This is a genomic window from Saccharomonospora glauca K62 (genome assembly GCF_000243395.2).
GTDB lineage: Bacteria > Actinomycetota > Actinomycetes > Mycobacteriales > Pseudonocardiaceae > Saccharomonospora > Saccharomonospora glauca.
Genome location: NZ_CM001484.1, coordinates 1,763,202 through 1,779,464 on the forward strand (window position 1 = coordinate 1,763,202; position 16,263 = coordinate 1,779,464).

The following is a 16,263-nucleotide window of genomic DNA, read 5'->3' on the forward strand; positions in this document are numbered from 1 at the left end:
CGTGTCGTCGCTGTGCCGGCCCGCTGCTGCTGCCGGGCAGTGGTGGCTCCGGGACACCGCACTGTCGCTGGTGCGGGGTGGCGGACGCGGCGTACCGCTGTCCGGCGTGTGGTTCGGGACGGTTGCGTGCCGTGGTGGTGGGGGCGATGCGCACGGCCGAGGAGTTGGGCCGGGCCTTCCCGGGAGTCGCGGTGCGGACGTCGGGCGGCGGTGACGTGTTGGCCACCGTGCCCGCCCGGCCCGCCTTGGTGGTGGCCACGCCGGGGGCGGAACCCGTCGCCGAGGGCGGTTACGGCGCCGCCCTGCTGCTGGACGGCTGGGCGCTGTTGGGACGCCAGGACCTGCGGGCCGCCGAGGAGACGCTCCGGCGCTGGATGGCGGCCGCGACCCTGGTCCGTCCGGGGCGGGACGGGGGGCGAGTGATCGTCGGCGCCGAGGCGGGAATTCCCGCCGTTCAGGCGCTCGTGCGTTGGGACCCCGGCTGGCACGCCGCGTCGGAGCTGGCCGAGCGCAAGGAACTCGGCTTCCCGCCGCACGTGCGCATGGCGAGCGTGGAGGGCACGCCGGAAGCCGTGGCCGGGTTGCTCGACGAGATCTCCCTGCCCGAGGCCGCCGAGGTGCTCGGGCCGGTGCCGCTGGGGGAGATCGACGAGGAGGGACGCTCCGAGCGGGAACGCGCGCTGCTGCGCGTGCCCAGGGAACACGGCAAGGCCCTGGCGGACGCGGTGCACGCCGTCCGGGCGATCCGCGACGCCCGCAAGGCGACCGACTCGGTGCGAATCCAACTCGACCCACTCTCCCCGGTGTAACCGTGTCCGCAGGTTGTGTGCGCGTGTCCGCAGGTTGTGTACGCGTGTTCGTAGGTTGTGTACGCGTGTTCGCCGTTCGGCGACACTGAGGGCGTCCCCGAACGGAAAAGGCGGGGCACCGGGAGACCCCCGACGTCTCGCCATGCGTACGCAGGCTGCGGACACGCGTGCGTAGAGTGCGGACACGCGTACGCAGACTGCGGACACGGCGGATCGGGCGGCTCTCTAGACTGGATGCGATGTTGGTTCCTCGACTTTTCCCGGATCGCCGATGAGGCTCGTGTTCGCGGGCACGCCCGCACCCGCCGTGCCGTCGTTGCGCGCCCTGATCGACTCACCGCGCCACGACGTCGTCGCCGTCGTCACCCGTCCCGACGCGCCCGCAGGCCGCGGACGCAAGTTGATGCGTTCTCCCGTCGGCGCGCTCGCCGACGAACACGGCATCGAGGTGCTCACCCCTCGGCGTCCCGGCGACGAGGACTTCCTGGCCCGGCTGGCCGAACTGGCGCCGGACGCGTGCCCCGTCGTCGCCTACGGCGCGTTGCTGCCGGAGTCCGTCCTGGCGGTGCCGCGTCACGGCTGGATCAACCTGCACTTCTCCCTGCTGCCCGCGTGGCGTGGCGCGGCGCCGGTCCAGGCGGCCGTCAGGGCCGGTGACGAGATCACCGGAGCTACGACGTTCCGGATCGTGCGGGAGCTCGACGCGGGCCCGGTATTCGGTACCGTCACCGAACGCATCAAACCCACCGACACCGCGGGGGAGCTGCTGGACCGGCTCTCGGTGTCCGGAGCCGACCTTTTGGTGTCCACACTGGATGGAATCGAGGACGGCACCGTGGGGGCCGTGCCGCAGCCGTCCGACGGGATCACCTACGCGCCGAAGGTGACCGTCGAGGACGCGCGGATTTCCTTCGACCAACCGGGACGGGCTATCGACCGTCACATCCGGTCGGTGACGCCCGAGCCGGGGGCCTGGGCGGAGTTCCGGGGCCAGCGGCTCAAGCTCGGCCCCGTCGGTCTCACCGACGACGAACACTCCGACCTCGCGCCCGGTGAGCTGCTGGTCGAGCGCCGTCGAGTACTCGTGGGCACCGCCACCTCGGCGCTCGTGCTCGGCGAGGTACAGGCGCAGGGCAAGAAGCGCATGGCCGCCACCGACTGGGCCCGCGGCAGCAGGATCGAGCGGGGAGAACGCCTGACATGACCGGTGAGCGGCGAGGACCCCGCCACGGACAGCGTGGCCAGCGCGGACGCCGTCCCGCGCCTCGGAAGCAGGGGCCGCGCAAGCCCCCGGTGCACGATCCGGCGCGGCGAGCCGCGTTCGACGTCCTGCGCGCGGTGAGCGAACGCGACGCCTACGCCAACCTGGCGCTTCCGGAGTTGTTGCGGCAGCGGCGCATCACCGGTCGGGACGCGGCGTTGGCCACCGAACTCACCTACGGCACGGCGAGGGCCACCGGCCTGCTCGACGCGGTACTGGCCCGCTGTGTGGACCGACCACTGGACACAGTGGACTCTCTGGCCCGTGACGCGCTGCGACTCGGGGTGTACCAACTGCTGCGGACCCGCATTCCCCGCCACGCCGCCGTGGCATCCACTGTGGACCTCGTGCGGGAGGACGCCGGCTCCAGGATCGCGGGTTTCGTCAACGCGGTGCTGCGCCGGGTGTCCGAGAAGGACGAACGGCAGTGGCTGGAGGAGCTGGAGTCCGACATCTCCGACCCGCTGGCCCGCCTGGCGCTGCGCACGTCGCATCCCCGGTGGATCGCGCGCGCATTCGCGGAGGCGCTCGGCGATACGGGCGACGAGTTGCGCGCGGCCCTGGAGGCCGACGACGCGCGTCCCGCCGTGCACCTGCTGGCCAAGCCCGGACAGATCAGCGCCGACGAGCTGGCCGCCATCACCGGCGGTGAGGTGGCGCCCTACTCGCCCTACGGCGTGCACCTGCCCTCCGGCGGCGGCGACCTCGCCGACTCCGAGGTCCTCACCGAGGGACTCGCCACGGTGCAGGACGAGGGCAGTCAGTTGGTGTCCGTGGCCGCCGCCACCGCACCCGTGACGGACGGGAAGGACGAGCGCTGGCTCGACCTGTGCGCCGGTCCGGGAGGCAAGACCGTGGTGTTGGGCTGCCTCGCGCAGGTGTCGGGCGCGACGGTGGACGCCGTGGAGGTGGCCGAGCACCGGGCCCGGCTCGTGCGCGAGGCCACGGAGGAGTTGCCCGTCACCGTGCACGTCGCCGACGGCCGGGACCCCGGACTCGACGCGGGGTACGACCGGATTCTCGTGGACGCGCCGTGTAGCGGACTGGGTGCGCTGCGTCGCAGGCCCGAGGCTCGATGGCGCAAGCAGCCCGGCGACATCGCCCAGCTCACGCAGCTCCAGAGCGAGTTGCTCGCCTCGGCGTACCGGCTGGTGCGTCCCGGCGGGGTGGTGACGTACGTGGTGTGTTCCCCGCACCTGGCCGAGACCGAGGGCATCGTCGCGGAGGCCGCGCGGCGTGGTGACGCCGAGATCCTCGACGCGCGCGAGCTGTTCCCCGGCGTACCGGGACTCGGGGACGGGCCGTACGTGCAGTTGTGGCCCCACCGACACGGCACGGACGCGATGTTCTGCGCGGTGACCCGCAAACGCTGAATCCTTTCCGACGTTCGCGGCGCGGTCCCGGCCGATCGGCCATTCTGGACGGTCTTGTCGCCGTGACCGCGGTGTCCGGCCCCGTCGGGAGGGGTCCGTGCGCGCCTGTGCGACGAGCGGCCCTCTACACTCGGGAGAGTGGCGCACGAACCGATGATCGCTCCCAGCATCCTGTCCGCCGACTTCGCGAGCCTCGGCACGGAGATCGACGCTGTCGCCGGGGCCGGCGACGGTCGCGCCGACTGGGTGCACGTGGACGTGATGGACGGCCACTTCGTCCCCAACCTCACCATCGGGCTTCCCGTGGTGGAGTCGCTGCTGAAGCGTACGGACCTTCCGCTCGACTGCCACCTCATGATCGAGGACCCCGACCGTTGGGCACCCGGATACGCGGAGGCGGGCGCCCACAACGTCACGGTCCACGTCGAGGCCGCTCGTGACCCGGTGATGATCGCCAAGGACATCCGTGCGGCGGGCGCGAAGGCCGGGCTGTCGATCAAGCCGAACACGCCGCTCGAGGACCACCTGGACACACTGCGGCACTACGACACGTTGCTCGTGATGTCCGTGGAGCCCGGTTTCGGGGGACAGTCGTTCATTCCCGAGGTGCTCGACAAGGTGCGCACCGCGCGCCGCCTGGTCGACACGGGCCACCTGACGTTGGTGGTGGAGATCGACGGCGGCATCAACACCGACACCATCGAGCAGGCCGCGGAGGCCGGGGTCGACTGCTTCGTCGCCGGGTCCGCGGTGTACGGCGCGGACGATCCGGCGCGGGCCGTCGCGGCCCTGCGGGAGCGCGCGAGGGCGGCCCGCACGCGGTGAACACGTCGGCGGCGTCGGCATCGTGGGCCCACGAGCCGGAGATCCGAAAGGCCGTGGAAGCCGCGATGGAGACCGCGCTCGAACTCAGTGACGGCGTCCGCGGGACCACCAGCCCGAACCCGCCCGTGGGCGCGGTGATCCTCGACTCACGGGGACGGCGGGTCGGCGCGGGCGCGACCCAACCACCACCGGGACCGCACGCCGAGGTGATGGCGCTGCGCGAGGCGGGCGAGCGGGCTCGGGGCGGTATCGCCGTCGTCACCCTGGAACCGTGCTCCCACTACGGACGTACGCCGCCGTGCACACGAGCCCTGCTCGCCGCCGGGATCGCCGCCGTGCGGTTCGCCGTGTCCGACCCCCACCCCGCCGCGTCGGGTGGCGCGGAGGTCCTGCGGGCCGCGGGGGTGGACGTCGAGGGCGGGCTGCTGGCCTCGCGGGTGGCCGAGGGGCCGTTGCGGGCGTGGCTGCACCGCGAGCGCACCGGACGGCCGCACGTCACGTGGAAGTACGCGGCGAGCCTCGACGGTCGGATCGCCGCGGCCGACGGCACCAGTCGCTGGATCTCGGGCCCGACCTCCCGCGCCGAGGTCCACGCCCTCCGGGCGCGGGTCGACGCCGTCGTCGTGGGCACCGGCACCGTCCTGGCCGACGACCCGTGGCTGACGGTGCGGGACGCCGACGGCGAACTTGCGCCTCGACAGCCGCTGCGTGTGGTGATGGGCACACGCGGCATACCGGCCGGGGCACGAGTGTTGGACAGCACGGCGGAGACGGTGGTGTTCGCCACTCACGACCCCGGTGAGGTGCTGGCCGGACTCGCGGAGCGAGGTGTCGTCGACGTGCTGCTGGAGGGCGGTCCGACCGTGGCGGGAGCGTTCGTCGCGGCGGGCCTTGTCGACCGGATCGTCGCGTACGTGGCGCCGACGCTGTTGGGTGCCGGGCCCGCGGCGCTCGGGGACGCCGGAGTGTCGACCATCACCGAAGCACACCGTTGGCGGCTCGAAGGGGTCACCATGAGCGGTGAGGACGTGCGGATCTCCGCGGTTCCGGTCACGGGTGAGGGAGGCGACTAGGTGTTCACCGGGATTGTCGAGGAGCTGGGTGTCGTCACACGGGTGGAACCGGGTGAGGGAGCCACGCGGCTGACCGTGCGCGGGCCGGTGGTGACCCGGGACGCCGGGCACGGCGACTCGATCGCGGTCAACGGCGTGTGTCTGACCGTGGTGGAGGTCTCCGGTGAGGAGTTCACCGTCGACGTCGTCCCCGAGACGTTGAAACGCACCAGCCTGGACGGTGTCGAACCCGGTCGTTTCGTGAACCTGGAACGGGCGATGGCCGCGAACGGGCGCTTCGGGGGACACGTCGTGCAGGGGCATGTGGACGGTACCGGCACCTTCCTGTCGCGGGACCTCGACGGTCTCACCCGGTTCGCGTACCCGCCCGAGTTGTCGCGTTACATCGTCGAGAAGGGCTCCATCGCGGTGGACGGGGTCTCGCTCACGGTGGCCGAGGTGACTCGGGAGGAATTCGCCGTGGCATTGATCCCCACCACGCTGAGCGCCACGACGCTGGGCCGCAACCAGCCGGGTGACGCGGTGAATCTGGAGGTCGACGTGCTCGCGAAGTACGTCGAGAAACTGGCCGCCGTCCACCTGCCCCCGGCAGCGGTGGAGAATGGCGGGGGCGAGGAGGACAGGTGACGATGATCGAGCCCGCTCCGTCGGTGGACATCGAGTCCATCGAACGGGCCATCGAGGACATCGCGAACGGCCGCCCCGTGATCGTGGTCGACGACGAGGATCGCGAGAACGAGGGAGATCTGATCTTCGCGGCGGAGAAGGCGACGCCGGAGCTGCTCGCCTTCATGGTGCGCTACACGTCCGGATACGTGTGCGTGTCGCTGACCGGCGAGGACTGTGACCGGCTGAACCTGCCGCCGATGTACCACTCGAACGAGGACCGGCGCGGTACCGCCTACACGGTGACGGTGGACGCCGCCGAGGGCATCGGGACCGGAATCTCGGCCACCGACCGCAGCCACACGATCCGCCTGCTGGCCGACCCGAAGTCGCAGCCGTCCGACTTCCGCAGGCCCGGACACGTCGTGCCGCTGCGGGCGAAGGACGGTGGCGTGCTGCGCAGGCCGGGACACACCGAGGCCGCCGTGGACCTGGCGCGGATGGCCGGACTCGCGCCCGCGGGCGTGTTGTGCGAGATCGTGTCGCAGAAGAACGACGGCGACATGGCCCGCCGCGACGAGCTGGAGGTCTTCGCGGCCGACCACGACCTCCGCCTGATCACCATCGCCGACCTCATCGCCTACCGCAGGCGCACGGAAAAGCAGGTCGAGCGCGTGGCGGAGGCGCGCATCCCGCTGGAGGCGGGAACCTTCCGCGCCATCGGCTATGACAGCCTGCTCGACGGCATCGAGCATGTCGCGTTCGTCTACGGCGACATCGGCGACGGCGAGGACATCTTGGTGCGGGTGCACTCGGAGTGCCTCACGGGAGACGTGTTCGGATCGCTGCGCTGCGACTGCGGCCCGCAGTTGCAGGCGGCGCTGAAGGCGGTGGCGGACGAGGGCCGGGGCATCGTGCTCTACGTGCGCGGCCACGAGGGTCGGGGCATCGGCCTGCTGCACAAGCTGCAGGCGTACCAGCTCCAGGACGCCGGCGCGGACACGGTGGACGCCAACCTCGCGCTCGGAGTGCCCGCCGACGCCCGCGACTACGGCACCGGCGCGCAGATCCTGGCCGACCTGGGGGTGCGGTCGATGCGCCTGCTCACCAACAACCCGGCCAAGCGCGTCGGGTTGGAGGGCTACGGGCTGCGGGTCATCGGCCGGGTGCCGCTGCCGGTCTCGCCCAATCCGGAGAATCTGCGTTACCTGCGCACCAAGCGTGACAGGATGGGACACGAGTTGTCCCAGTTGGAGCACTTCGACGAGGTCGGCGCCGAGAGCTTCGACGCCGACCGCAACGGCGACGGCCCGGTGGAGGGCTCAGTGGCGGGTGGAGCATGAGTGGAGAAGGGCGTCCCGACGAGGGGTTGGAACTGCGGGAATGCGAGAACCTCCGGCTGGGCATCGTGGCCACGCGCTGGCACGCGCGGATCACGGAGAGCCTGCTGGCCTCCGCGCTGCGTACGGCCGGTGAGGTGAAGCTGGCGGAGGAGCCCACGGTGCTGCGCGTGGCCGGGGCCGTCGAATTGCCCGTGGTGGCTCAGGCGCTCGCCCGCAACCACGACGCGGTGGTCGCGCTCGGCGTGGTGATCCGTGGGGAGACCCCGCACTTCGACTACGTGTGCGACGCGGTGACCGCGGGGCTGACCAGGGTGGCGCTGGACGAGAGCACGCCCGTCGGCAACGGTGTGCTGACGTGCGACACCGAGGAACAGGCCCTGGCCCGAGCGGGCCTGCCCTCCTCGAAGGAGGACAAGGGACGAGAGGCGACGGTGGCCGCGTTGACCACCGCCCACGTGTTGCGTGGTCTGCGGCAGCCGTGGACGGAACGGGGTTTCGTGTGAGTCGGGCGGCGGACATGATCGACAAGAAGGACGACACCACCGACACCGTCGTGATCCGACCACGTCGTGTGGTGTGGATGTCCGGGGCGCTGGCGCTGGTGCTGCTGGCCGTGTTCGTGACCGTGGCGGTGTTGCTGCGCTCGCAGGACACCGGCGTGATCTTCATGGTCAGCGACCAGATCGCGATGATCGGGGTGGGCGTGATGCTGGCGGGCGCCGCCATGCTCTTCGCGACCCCGAGGGTCCGCGCCGATCGCAACGGCGTCCACGTGCGCAACATCGGGGTGTCCCGTCGGTTCACGTGGGACGAGGTCCTGGCGGTGAGTTTCCCCGACGGCGCGTCGTTTGCGCGGCTGGAACTGCCGGACTACGAGTACTACTCGATGATGGCCGTCCAGGCGGTGGACCGGGAGCACGCCGTGGAGGCGGTGCGTGCGCTGCGCCGCCTCCACACCGCCGCGAAGCGCGACTGAAGCGCTCAGGACGTCGCCTCGGCCGGGGTCTCCTCGGTCGAGGCGGTCCTCGCCCGAGGAGACCGGTAGCGCGACAGCGCGACCCCGGCCAGGCAGATCGCTCCTCCCGCGAGGCCGTACGCGGTGGGAATCTCTCGCAGGATCAGCCACGACAGCAGCACCGACAGCGCGGGCACCGCGTACGTGGAGACGCTGAGCTTGCCCGCGTCCGTTCGTTCGAGCGCGTACGTCCAGGTGCTGAACCCGATGGCGGTGGGGAAGACCCCGAGGTAGACGGCGCCGAGCACGGCGGAGGTAGGGGCGGCGGCGATCTCGGAGACGAGCTGTGGCGCCCACGGCAGCAGGACCGCGGTGCCGATCAGACAGCCCAGCCAGGTGATGGTCGTGGCGTCGACGCTGCGCAGCGCCGTCTTCTGGATGAGAACCCCGGCCGCGTAGAGCACGGCGGCGAGCAGACACAACGCGACTCCGATCCAGTCACCTTCCCGTTCGGTGCCCAGGCTGATGACGACAAGACCGCTCAGGCCCACGAGGCTTCCCATGAGCAGGGCCCTGGGGAAGCCTTCGCCGAGCAGGAAACCGGCGCCGAGCGTGACGAGCAGCGGTGCGATGTTGACCAGCAGGGCGGCCGTGCCGGCGTCGAGGTGGAGTTCGGCGGCGTTGAGCGCGACGGTGTAGCAGCATAGCCACAGCACGCCGTAGGCGATGACGAGCAGCCAGGACGTGCGGTCGCGGGGAAGCGGGGGCAGGCGTCGGGTGGAGACGCCGACGAGCACGGTGAGCGTCACGAAGGCCACGGCGAGCCGGAGTAGGGCGAGCGACACAGGGGACAGTGCCTCGCCGATGGCGCGGATGCCCACGAACGCCGACGACCACAGCACCATCGTCACGGCAGCGGCGAGCGCGGCTTTCGTGGTCTCGGAGCGTGGGGATCGACTGGGGGAGATCAACGGTGTCACATCGGCCATCGTCGTGGCGGAAACTCGACAGAACAAGCGATTATTCATGCATGACTGTTCAGTTCCGCTGTACAGTCGTGCCATGCTGGACGTGAACCGCCTGCGGGTATTGCGTGCCGTGGTGGCGAAGGGGTCGATCCGGGCGGCGGCCGACGCCCTGGACTACACGCCGTCGGCCGTCAGTCAGCAACTCGCGGTCCTGCAACGTGAGACGGGCCTGCGGCTGATCGAGCGTGTGGGCCGGGGTGTCGAACCCACCTCCGCCGGACGCGCGCTCGCCGCCGGGTCCGAGGCGGTGTTCCGGGAGCTGAGCCGTCTCGACGGGCTGGTGCGGGACCTGCGGACGGGACGCACGGGCAGCTTGTCGATCGGCTACTTCGCCTCGGCGGGCGCGGCGTGGCTGCCCGCCGTGGTCACCGCGCTGCGGGAGGAGTTCCCCGAACTGCGGCTCGACCTGCGGTGGACGGAGGGGTTCGAGGCATCCCCCGTCGACCTCGACGTCACCCTTCTCGTCGAGGGGCGGGGAACCCGGCCTCCGGGCACGATCGTCTACCCGCTGATCGACGATCCCTACGAGGTGGTGATGCGGGAGGACGACCCGCTCGCGGCACGGGCGGCCGTGCCGTTGGCGGAGCTGGCCGACCGGCCGTGGATCGACAACGACGTTCACCAAGGGGTTTGCCGGGGGGTATTGCTGGCCGCGTGCGCCGAGGTGGGCTTCGCACCCCAGTTCTCGGTAGAGATGAGGGACTACCGCACGGCGTTGCCGTTCGTCTCCAGCGGCATCGGGATCACGGTGCTGCCCGCGCTGGCACGGGGTGAGCTGCCGACGGGGCTGGTCTCGCGGCCGGTGGTGTCGCCGACGCCCGTGCGGCGCATCAGCGTGGCGGTCGGGAAGGCCGTTGCCGACCACCCGGCCGTGGTGCGCACGGTCGAGTTGCTCCGGAAGGCGGTGACGTCCGAGGCGGGCGTCAGAGAGTGAGGTCCACGACCACGGGCGCGTGGTCGGAGGCTCCCTTGCCCTTGCGTTCCTCGCGATCGACGTAGGCGTCGGTCACGGCGTCGGCGAACGCCCCGTTCGCGTAGACAAGGTCGATGCGCATGCCGCGGTTGTTGGGGAACGCGAGCTGCCGGTAGTCCCAGTATGTGTACGGGCGGTCGTACTTCAGCGCTCGCGGCACGATGTCGGACAGCCCCGCGTCCCGCAGCCCGGCCAGTGCCTTGCGTTCGGGCTCGGTGACGTGGGTGGACCCGGCGAACACCGAGACGTCCCACACGTCCTCGTCGGTGGGTGCGATGTTGAAGTCGCCCAGTACCGCGAACGGCCGGTCGGAGCCGTTTTCGGCGAGCACGGTGGCGCGGAGCGCCTCCAGCCAGCGCAGCTTGTAGTCGTAGTGCGAATGCTCGGGGTCGCGGCCGTTGGGCACGTAGACCGACCACACGCGGACGCCGCCGCAGGTGGCGCCGACGGCGCGGGGCTGGACCTCGTCCTCGTAGGAGGGCTCGTCGGGGAGTCCGCGCGTGACGTCGGCGAGTCCGACACGGGAAAGCACCGCGACGCCGTTCCAGCGGCCCGTGCCGTGGGAGGCGATGTCGTAGCCGAGTTCGGTGATCTCGTCGCGGGGGAACGCCTCGTCGCCGCACTTGAGCTCCTGCAGGCACACCACGTCGGGCCGGGCGGACCGCAGCCAGGCGAGCACGCGAGGCAGGCGGGCGGTGATCGAGTTGACGTTCCAGGTCGCGATGCGCATGCCGCGAGAATCGCACATCCCGGCACGTGCTCGGCCACGAGGATTGTATAACGACCTATACGATTTGACTCGAGAGAGCGATCGACCACCGTGGCTCGGCGACGCCGAAATCAGCCGGAGGAACAGGCTTTCGAGGTCCGGGCTCGGACGCGGACGAGTCGTACGACTACCTCGGCGAAAGAACTCGGCGCCTCGTACGGGGCTCGGGCCGGGGAGAGTGACCTCGATCCCGCGGTGGGTGAGGCGGCTCGTCCCCGAATCGGGGTGGTGATCGACTCCACGCCGCCGGACGCCGGTGTGACCGGCGCGGAAGGATCGGGGAAGGGGCCGACCGGGCTGTCGGAGGGGAGCCATAGGCTGAACGGCGTGGCCGACCCCTCCACTTACCGACCCGCGCCGGGAACCATCCCCGACTCGCCCGGCGTGTACAAGTTCCGCGACGCCGGCGGCCGAGTCATCTACGTCGGCAAGGCCAAGAGCCTGCGCAACAGGCTGAACTCCTACTTCGCCGATCTCGCGGGACTGCACCCGAGGACCCGGCAGATGGTCACCACGGCCGCGAGCGTGGAGTGGACCGTGGTGAGCACGGAGGTGGAGGCGCTCCAGCTCGAATACAACTGGATCAAGGAGTTCGACCCGCGGTTCAACGTCCGCTATCGGGACGACAAGTCGTACCCGGTCCTCGCGGTGACGGTGAACGAGGAGTTCCCGCGCCTGCACGTCTACCGGGGGCCGAGGAAGAAGGGAGTGCGCTACTTCGGCCCGTACGCCCACGCGTGGGCCATTCGCGAGACGCTCGACCTGCTGCTGCGGGTCTTTCCCGCGCGCACGTGCTCGGCGGGGGTGTTCCGCAGGCACAGCCAGATCGGCAGGCCGTGCCTGCTGGGCTACATCGACAAGTGCTCCGCTCCGTGCGTGGGCAAGGTGTCGGCTGAGCGGCACCGCGAGATCGTCGAGCAGTTCTGTGACTTCCTCTCCGGCCGCACCGACGTGATGGTCCGCAAGCTGGAGAAGGAGATGGCCGAGGCGTCGGAGGCGTTGGAGTTCGAGCGGGCGGCACGACTCCGCGACGACCTCGCCGCGTTGCGCAGGGCGATGGAGAAGCAGGCCGTGGTGTTCGGCGACGGCACCGACGCCGACGTCATCGCGTTCGCCCACGACGAGTTGGAGGCGGCCGTCCAGATCTTTCACGTCCGGGGCGGCCGGGTGCGCGGACAACGGGGTTGGGTGATCGACAAGGTCGACGAGATGGACGTGCCCGCCCTGGTGGAGCAGTTCCTGTCGCAGTTCTACGCCGAGCAGACGGAGTTGGCCGCCGAGGCGCCCACCGACGGCAACGTCGTGCCCCGCGAGGTGCTGGTGCCGGAGCTGCCCGCCGACGCGGAGGCGATGCAGCAGTGGCTGTCCGAGCTGCGTGGTTCGCGGGTGCGCCTCCGGGTCCCGCAGCGCGGTGACAAGCGCGCCCTGGCCGAGACGGTCGCCCGTAACGCCGAGGAGGCGTTCGCCCAGCACAAGCTGCGGAGGGCGGGGGACCTCACCGCGCGGTCGGCGGCGTTGTCGGAACTCCAGGAGTACCTCGGCCTGGACAGCGCGCCGCTGCGCATCGAGTGCGTGGACATCAGCCACCTCGCCGGAACCGACGTGGTGGCCTCGCTGGTGGTGTTCGAGGACGGGTTGCCGCGCAAGTCCGAGTACCGGCGTTACGCGCTGCGAGAGGCCGCCACGGAGGGGGACGTGGCCGCCATCGCGGAGGTCGTGCGGCGCCGGTTCTCGCGGTACCTGAAGGAGACACGGGAGGCCGAGGGCGGCCCCGACGGGATGCTGGACCCCGAGACGTCACGGCCGCGCAAGTTCGCCTACCCGCCCAACCTGCTGGTCGTGGACGGAGCCGGAGCGCAGGCCACGGCCGCGGCGGACGTGCTGGCCGAGCTGGGGGTCACCGACGTCGCCGTCGTCGGACTCGCGAAACGACTGGAGGAGGTGTGGCTGCCCGCCGACAGCGACCCGGTCATCCTGCCGAGGACGTCGGAGGCGCTGTACCTTCTCCAGCGGGTGAGGGACGAGGCGCACCGTTTCGCGATCACATACCAACGGCAGAAGCGCTCGAAGCGGGTGCAGACCTCGACCCTGGACGGGATTCCCGGCCTCGGACAGGCCAGGAAGACCGCTTTGATCAAGCACTTCGGCTCGGTGAAACGGCTGAGACAGGCCACCGTGTCCGAGATCGCACAGGTGCCGGGCGTCGGCACCCGCACGGCCGAGGCCGTGCATGCCGCGCTCGCAGGGGAGCGCACCGACAGCAGAGGGGAGTCGCAGACGTGACCGAAACCAACACCCGAGACGCGAGGGCGTCGGGCGAGCGAGGTTCCGGCATGGAGGTGGCGGTCGTCACCGGATTGTCCGGCGCCGGTCGCAGCACCGCCGCCAAGTGCCTGGAGGACCTGGGCTGGTTCGTGGTGGACAACCTGCCGCCGGAGTTGATCTCCACGATGGTGGAACTCGGGGCGCAGGCCAGGGGCGCCATCACCAAGGTGGCCGTGGTCATGGACGTGCGGTCGCGCGCGTTCACCGACGACCTCGCCTCGGTGATCAAGGACCTCGACGCGCGCGGCTACAAGCCGAGGGTGCTGTTTTTGGAGGCCACCGACGCGGTCCTGGTCCGTCGCTTCGAGCAGGTGCGGCGCGGCCATCCCCTGCAGGGCGACGGGCGGCTGGTCGACGGCATTACCGCGGAGCGCGCGTTGCTCGCGCCGCTGCGGGAGGAGGCCGACCTGACGCTCGACACGTCGGCGCTGTCGGTGCACGATCTGCGCGCCAAGATCGAGGACGCGTTCGGCACGGAGTCGAGCACCAGGACACGGGTGACGGTGCTCTCCTTCGGCTACAAGTACGGCTTGCCGATGGACTCCGACCTGGTGATGGACGTGCGGTTCCTACCGAATCCATTCTGGATTCCCGAGCTGCGCGACCAGAGCGGCCTCGACGGTGACGTGCGCAACTACGTGCTGGGGCAGGAAGGCGCCGAGGAGTTCCTGGAGCAGTACCACGAGTTGCTGCGGCTCGTGGGCGCCGGGTACAAGCGGGAGGGCAAGAGATATCTGACCTTGGCCGTCGGTTGTACGGGCGGTAAGCACCGAAGCGTGGCCATCTCGGAGGAACTGGCGAAGCGACTCTCCAAGGAGGACGGTATGGCGGTCAAGGTCGTGCACCGGGACCTGGGCAGGGAGTGAGACCGAGGATGCGTGCCGTCGCACTCGGTGGTGGACACGGCCTGCACGCGACGTTGTCGGCGTTGCGGCGGCTGACCCCCGACGTCACCGCGGTCGTGACCGTCGCCGACGACGGCGGCTCGTCCGGACGACTCCGGCGGGAGCTGGGGCTGCTCCCGCCGGGGGATCTTCGCCAGGCGCTGGCGGCGCTGGCCGCGGCCGAGGACGGCGGCACCCTGTGGGCGGAGGTGTTCCAGCATCGGTTCGGTGGCAGCGGCGCCCTCACCGGCCACGCCGTGGGCAACCTGCTGCTCGCCGGGTTGTTCGAGGTCCTCGGCGACCCGGTGGCGGGGCTCGACGAAGCGGCCAAACTGCTGGGCATCACCGGCCGGGTCCTGCCGATGTCGGCGGAACCGCTGGAGATCGAAGCGGACGTCACCGGCCTGGAGAACGGCCAGGTCAGCCGCATCCGGGGACAGGTTGCCGTCGCCAGCACCCCCGGACAGGTGCGGCGCATCAGGCTGCACAACCCCGGTCGGCCGAACCAGCCGCCCGTGGCGTGCGCGGACGCGGTGCGGGCCGTGTTGGACGCCGACGTGGTGTTCTTCGGCCCCGGATCGTGGTTCACCAGCGTGTTGCCCCACCTGTTGGTGCCCGATCTGCACGACGCGCTCGTGACGACGTCGGCCACGAAGGTGGTGATCCTGAACCTGGTGCCGCAGCCGGGGGAGACGGCTGGTTTCTCACCGGAACGACACCTGCACGTACTCTTCGAACACGCTCCCCGGCTGAAGGTGGACGCGGTGATCGCCGATCGTGACTCCGTCCCCACTCCCGCGCGGTTGCGCCGCGCGGCCGAGGCGCTGGGTGGGCGGGCGTATCTGGCGTCGGTCGCCGCCCCCGGTGGGACGGGCAGACACGATCCGGATGCGCTGGCGAACTGTGTGCGAGAAGCTCTCGGCCTGTGTGCGTCCGAGAGTGTGGAGGAGGGGCAGTAGATGGCGATGACGGCGGCGGTCAAGGACGAGCTCAGCCGCTTGGAGATCACCAAGATCGGGCCACGCCGGTCGGAGGTGTCGGCGCTGTTGCGGTTCGCCGGGGGACTGCACATCGTCGCCGGAAAGGTCGTCGTCGAGGCCGAGCTCGACACCGGGTCGGTGGCGCGCAGGCTCCGCAAGGAGATCCACGAGCTGTACGGGCACACCTCGGAGGTACACGTGATCACGTCGGGCGGGCTGCGCAAGGGCACCCGCTACGTGGTGCGTGTGGTCAAGGACGGCGAGGGGCTGGCCCGGCAGACCGGATTGATCGACCAGCGGGGACGCCCGGTGCGGGGGTTGCCCGCGGCGGTCGTCTCGGGTGGCGTGGCCGACGCCGAGGCCGCGTGGCGTGGCGCGTTCCTGGCCCACGGCTCGTTGACGGAGCCCGGCCGGTCGTCGTCACTGGAGGTGACGTGTCCGGGACCGGAGGCGGCGCTCGCGCTCGTGGGCGCGGCGCGGCGGATGGGAATCCAGGCGAAGTCGCGGGAGGTGCGCGGCGCGGATCGCGTGGTGGTGCGCGACGGTGACGCCATCGGGGCGCTGCTGACGCGGCTGGGGGCGCATGCCAGCGTGCTCGCGTGGGAGGAGCGGCGGATGCGCCGCGAGGTGCGGGCCACCGCGAATCGGCTCGCGAACTTCGACGACGCCAACCTGCGCCGCTCCGCGAGAGCGGCGGTGGCCGCGGCGGCACGGGTGGAGCGGGCCATAGAGATCCTCGGCGACTCCGCTCCGGAGCATCTGCTCGCGGCGGGGAAGTTGCGCTTGCACAACCGGCAGGCCTCCCTGGAGGAACTGGGCCAGCTCGCCGACCCGCCCATGACGAAGGACGCCGTGGCGGGACGCATCCGCAGGCTGCTGGCGATGGCCGACAAGCGGGCCAAGGAACTCGGGGTGCCCGACACCGAGTCCGCCGTCACCCGGGAGCTGCTCGAAGAGACCCTCTGACCGGCTCGCCGGGTCGTTCACTCCCCGTCGCCACGATGCTGCGGCGGGGAGTGCGGCAATTTGCTGCCGCATTCGAGGTGTGAACCGACCGCG

At 70.9% G+C, this 16,263-nt stretch carries 15 protein-coding genes and 1 pseudogene; 14 read left to right on the forward strand and 2 right to left on the reverse strand.

Annotated elements, in window-relative coordinates; all coding sequences use genetic code 11:
* From SACGLDRAFT_RS08535 to SACGLDRAFT_RS08575, 9 genes and pseudogenes are all read left to right on the forward strand, one after another.
* Nucleotides 1-809 (forward strand): annotated as a pseudogene (locus SACGLDRAFT_RS08535) (primosome assembly protein PriA); the annotation flags it as partial.
* Between the two features lie 271 nt (nucleotides 810-1,080).
* A complete protein-coding gene (gene fmt / locus SACGLDRAFT_RS08540; RefSeq protein ID WP_005463652.1) occupies nucleotides 1,081-2,013 on the forward strand; it encodes a methionyl-tRNA formyltransferase in 933 nt (310 codons plus the stop codon).
* On the forward strand, nucleotides 2,010-3,443 hold the full coding sequence (locus tag SACGLDRAFT_RS08545) for an RsmB/NOP family class I SAM-dependent RNA methyltransferase (protein ID WP_005463653.1): 1,434 nt from the start codon (nucleotides 2,010-2,012) through the stop codon (nucleotides 3,441-3,443). The genes fmt and SACGLDRAFT_RS08545 overlap by 4 nt, the downstream gene beginning before the upstream one ends.
* A 153-nt stretch (nucleotides 3,444-3,596) precedes the next feature.
* Nucleotides 3,597-4,268, forward strand: coding sequence for a ribulose-phosphate 3-epimerase (gene rpe, locus SACGLDRAFT_RS08550; RefSeq protein WP_005463654.1), 672 nt, complete (start codon nucleotides 3,597-3,599; stop codon nucleotides 4,266-4,268).
* Nucleotides 4,265-5,341 (forward strand): bifunctional diaminohydroxyphosphoribosylaminopyrimidine deaminase/5-amino-6-(5-phosphoribosylamino)uracil reductase RibD, encoded by a 1,077-nt coding sequence (gene ribD, locus SACGLDRAFT_RS08555; protein ID WP_005463655.1) that lies wholly within the window; start codon nucleotides 4,265-4,267, stop codon nucleotides 5,339-5,341. The genes rpe and ribD overlap by 4 nt, the downstream gene beginning before the upstream one ends.
* Entirely contained in the window at nucleotides 5,342-5,968 is a 627-nt protein-coding gene (locus SACGLDRAFT_RS08560) for a riboflavin synthase (protein ID WP_005463656.1), read from the forward strand.
* Nucleotides 5,969-5,970: 2 nt separating this feature from the next.
* Complete coding sequence (locus SACGLDRAFT_RS08565) at nucleotides 5,971-7,290, forward strand: bifunctional 3,4-dihydroxy-2-butanone-4-phosphate synthase/GTP cyclohydrolase II (protein WP_005463657.1); 1,320 nt, start codon at nucleotides 5,971-5,973, stop codon at nucleotides 7,288-7,290.
* Nucleotides 7,287-7,793: a 6,7-dimethyl-8-ribityllumazine synthase gene (gene ribH / locus SACGLDRAFT_RS08570; RefSeq protein WP_005463658.1), complete on the forward strand. Its 507-nt coding sequence runs from the start codon at nucleotides 7,287-7,289 to the stop codon at nucleotides 7,791-7,793. Before SACGLDRAFT_RS08565 ends, ribH begins: the two co-directional genes overlap by 4 nt.
* A 14-nt stretch (nucleotides 7,794-7,807) precedes the next feature.
* Nucleotides 7,808-8,266: a PH domain-containing protein gene (locus tag SACGLDRAFT_RS08575; protein WP_005463659.1), complete on the forward strand. Its 459-nt coding sequence runs from the start codon at nucleotides 7,808-7,810 to the stop codon at nucleotides 8,264-8,266.
* Between the two features lie 5 nt (nucleotides 8,267-8,271).
* Here the strand turns inward: SACGLDRAFT_RS08575 and SACGLDRAFT_RS08580 are convergent, their stop codons facing one another.
* Nucleotides 8,272-9,234: a DMT family transporter gene (locus tag SACGLDRAFT_RS08580; RefSeq protein WP_005463661.1), complete on the reverse strand. Its 963-nt coding sequence runs from the start codon at nucleotides 9,232-9,234 to the stop codon at nucleotides 8,272-8,274.
* Nucleotides 9,235-9,307: 73 nt separating this feature from the next.
* On the opposite strand from SACGLDRAFT_RS08580, the gene SACGLDRAFT_RS08585 reads away from it, so the two are divergent.
* Nucleotides 9,308-10,207: a LysR family transcriptional regulator gene (locus SACGLDRAFT_RS08585; RefSeq protein ID WP_005463663.1), complete on the forward strand. Its 900-nt coding sequence runs from the start codon at nucleotides 9,308-9,310 to the stop codon at nucleotides 10,205-10,207.
* Here the strand turns inward: SACGLDRAFT_RS08585 and SACGLDRAFT_RS08590 are convergent.
* A complete protein-coding gene (locus tag SACGLDRAFT_RS08590) occupies nucleotides 10,197-10,976 on the reverse strand; it encodes an exodeoxyribonuclease III (RefSeq protein ID WP_005463664.1) in 780 nt (259 codons plus the stop codon). The two genes, SACGLDRAFT_RS08585 and SACGLDRAFT_RS08590, sit on opposite strands and share 11 nt — an antisense overlap.
* A 366-nt stretch (nucleotides 10,977-11,342) precedes the next feature.
* Between SACGLDRAFT_RS08590 and uvrC the strand changes: the two genes are divergently transcribed.
* From uvrC to whiA, 4 genes are read left to right on the forward strand one after another with little or no spacing between them, the layout of a single operon-like run.
* Entirely contained in the window at nucleotides 11,343-13,298 is a 1,956-nt protein-coding gene (gene uvrC / locus SACGLDRAFT_RS08595; protein ID WP_040919742.1) for an excinuclease ABC subunit UvrC, read from the forward strand.
* A 50-nt stretch (nucleotides 13,299-13,348) separates the two neighbouring features.
* Nucleotides 13,349-14,206, forward strand: coding sequence for an RNase adapter RapZ (rapZ, locus tag SACGLDRAFT_RS08600; protein ID WP_051036247.1), 858 nt, complete (start codon nucleotides 13,349-13,351; stop codon nucleotides 14,204-14,206).
* 8 nt (nucleotides 14,207-14,214) lie between these two features.
* Nucleotides 14,215-15,183, forward strand: a complete 969-nt coding sequence (locus SACGLDRAFT_RS08605) for a gluconeogenesis factor YvcK family protein (protein WP_005463670.1) — start codon at nucleotides 14,215-14,217, stop codon at nucleotides 15,181-15,183.
* Nucleotides 15,184-16,170 (forward strand): DNA-binding protein WhiA, encoded by a 987-nt coding sequence (gene whiA / locus SACGLDRAFT_RS08610; protein ID WP_005463673.1) that lies wholly within the window; start codon nucleotides 15,184-15,186, stop codon nucleotides 16,168-16,170.
* Nucleotides 16,171-16,263 lie beyond the last annotated feature (93 nt).

What these genes read in the sequence shown, in the direction of transcription:
- SACGLDRAFT_RS08590 (WP_005463664.1), bottom strand. Translation starts at nt 10,976, where the DNA reads ATGCGCATCGCGACCTGGAACGTCAACTCGATCACCGCCCGCCTGCCT.
- SACGLDRAFT_RS08565 (WP_005463657.1), top strand. Translation starts at nt 5,971, where the DNA reads ATGATCGAGCCCGCTCCGTCGGTGGACATCGAGTCCATCGAACGGGCC.
- ribH (WP_005463658.1), top strand. Translation starts at nt 7,287, where the DNA reads ATGAGTGGAGAAGGGCGTCCCGACGAGGGGTTGGAACTGCGGGAATGC.
- fmt (WP_005463652.1), top strand. Translation starts at nt 1,081, where the DNA reads ATGAGGCTCGTGTTCGCGGGCACGCCCGCACCCGCCGTGCCGTCGTTG.
- rapZ (WP_051036247.1), top strand. Translation starts at nt 13,349, where the DNA reads ATGGAGGTGGCGGTCGTCACCGGATTGTCCGGCGCCGGTCGCAGCACC.
- SACGLDRAFT_RS08580 (WP_005463661.1), bottom strand. Translation starts at nt 9,234, where the DNA reads ATGGCCGATGTGACACCGTTGATCTCCCCCAGTCGATCCCCACGCTCC.
- rpe (WP_005463654.1), top strand. Translation starts at nt 3,597, where the DNA reads ATGATCGCTCCCAGCATCCTGTCCGCCGACTTCGCGAGCCTCGGCACG.
- SACGLDRAFT_RS08585 (WP_005463663.1), top strand. Translation starts at nt 9,308, where the DNA reads ATGCTGGACGTGAACCGCCTGCGGGTATTGCGTGCCGTGGTGGCGAAG.
- SACGLDRAFT_RS08545 (WP_005463653.1), top strand. Translation starts at nt 2,010, where the DNA reads ATGACCGGTGAGCGGCGAGGACCCCGCCACGGACAGCGTGGCCAGCGC.
- SACGLDRAFT_RS08605 (WP_005463670.1), top strand. Translation starts at nt 14,215, where the DNA reads ATGCGTGCCGTCGCACTCGGTGGTGGACACGGCCTGCACGCGACGTTG.
- SACGLDRAFT_RS08575 (WP_005463659.1), top strand. Translation starts at nt 7,808, where the DNA reads ATGATCGACAAGAAGGACGACACCACCGACACCGTCGTGATCCGACCA.
- whiA (WP_005463673.1), top strand. Translation starts at nt 15,184, where the DNA reads ATGGCGATGACGGCGGCGGTCAAGGACGAGCTCAGCCGCTTGGAGATC.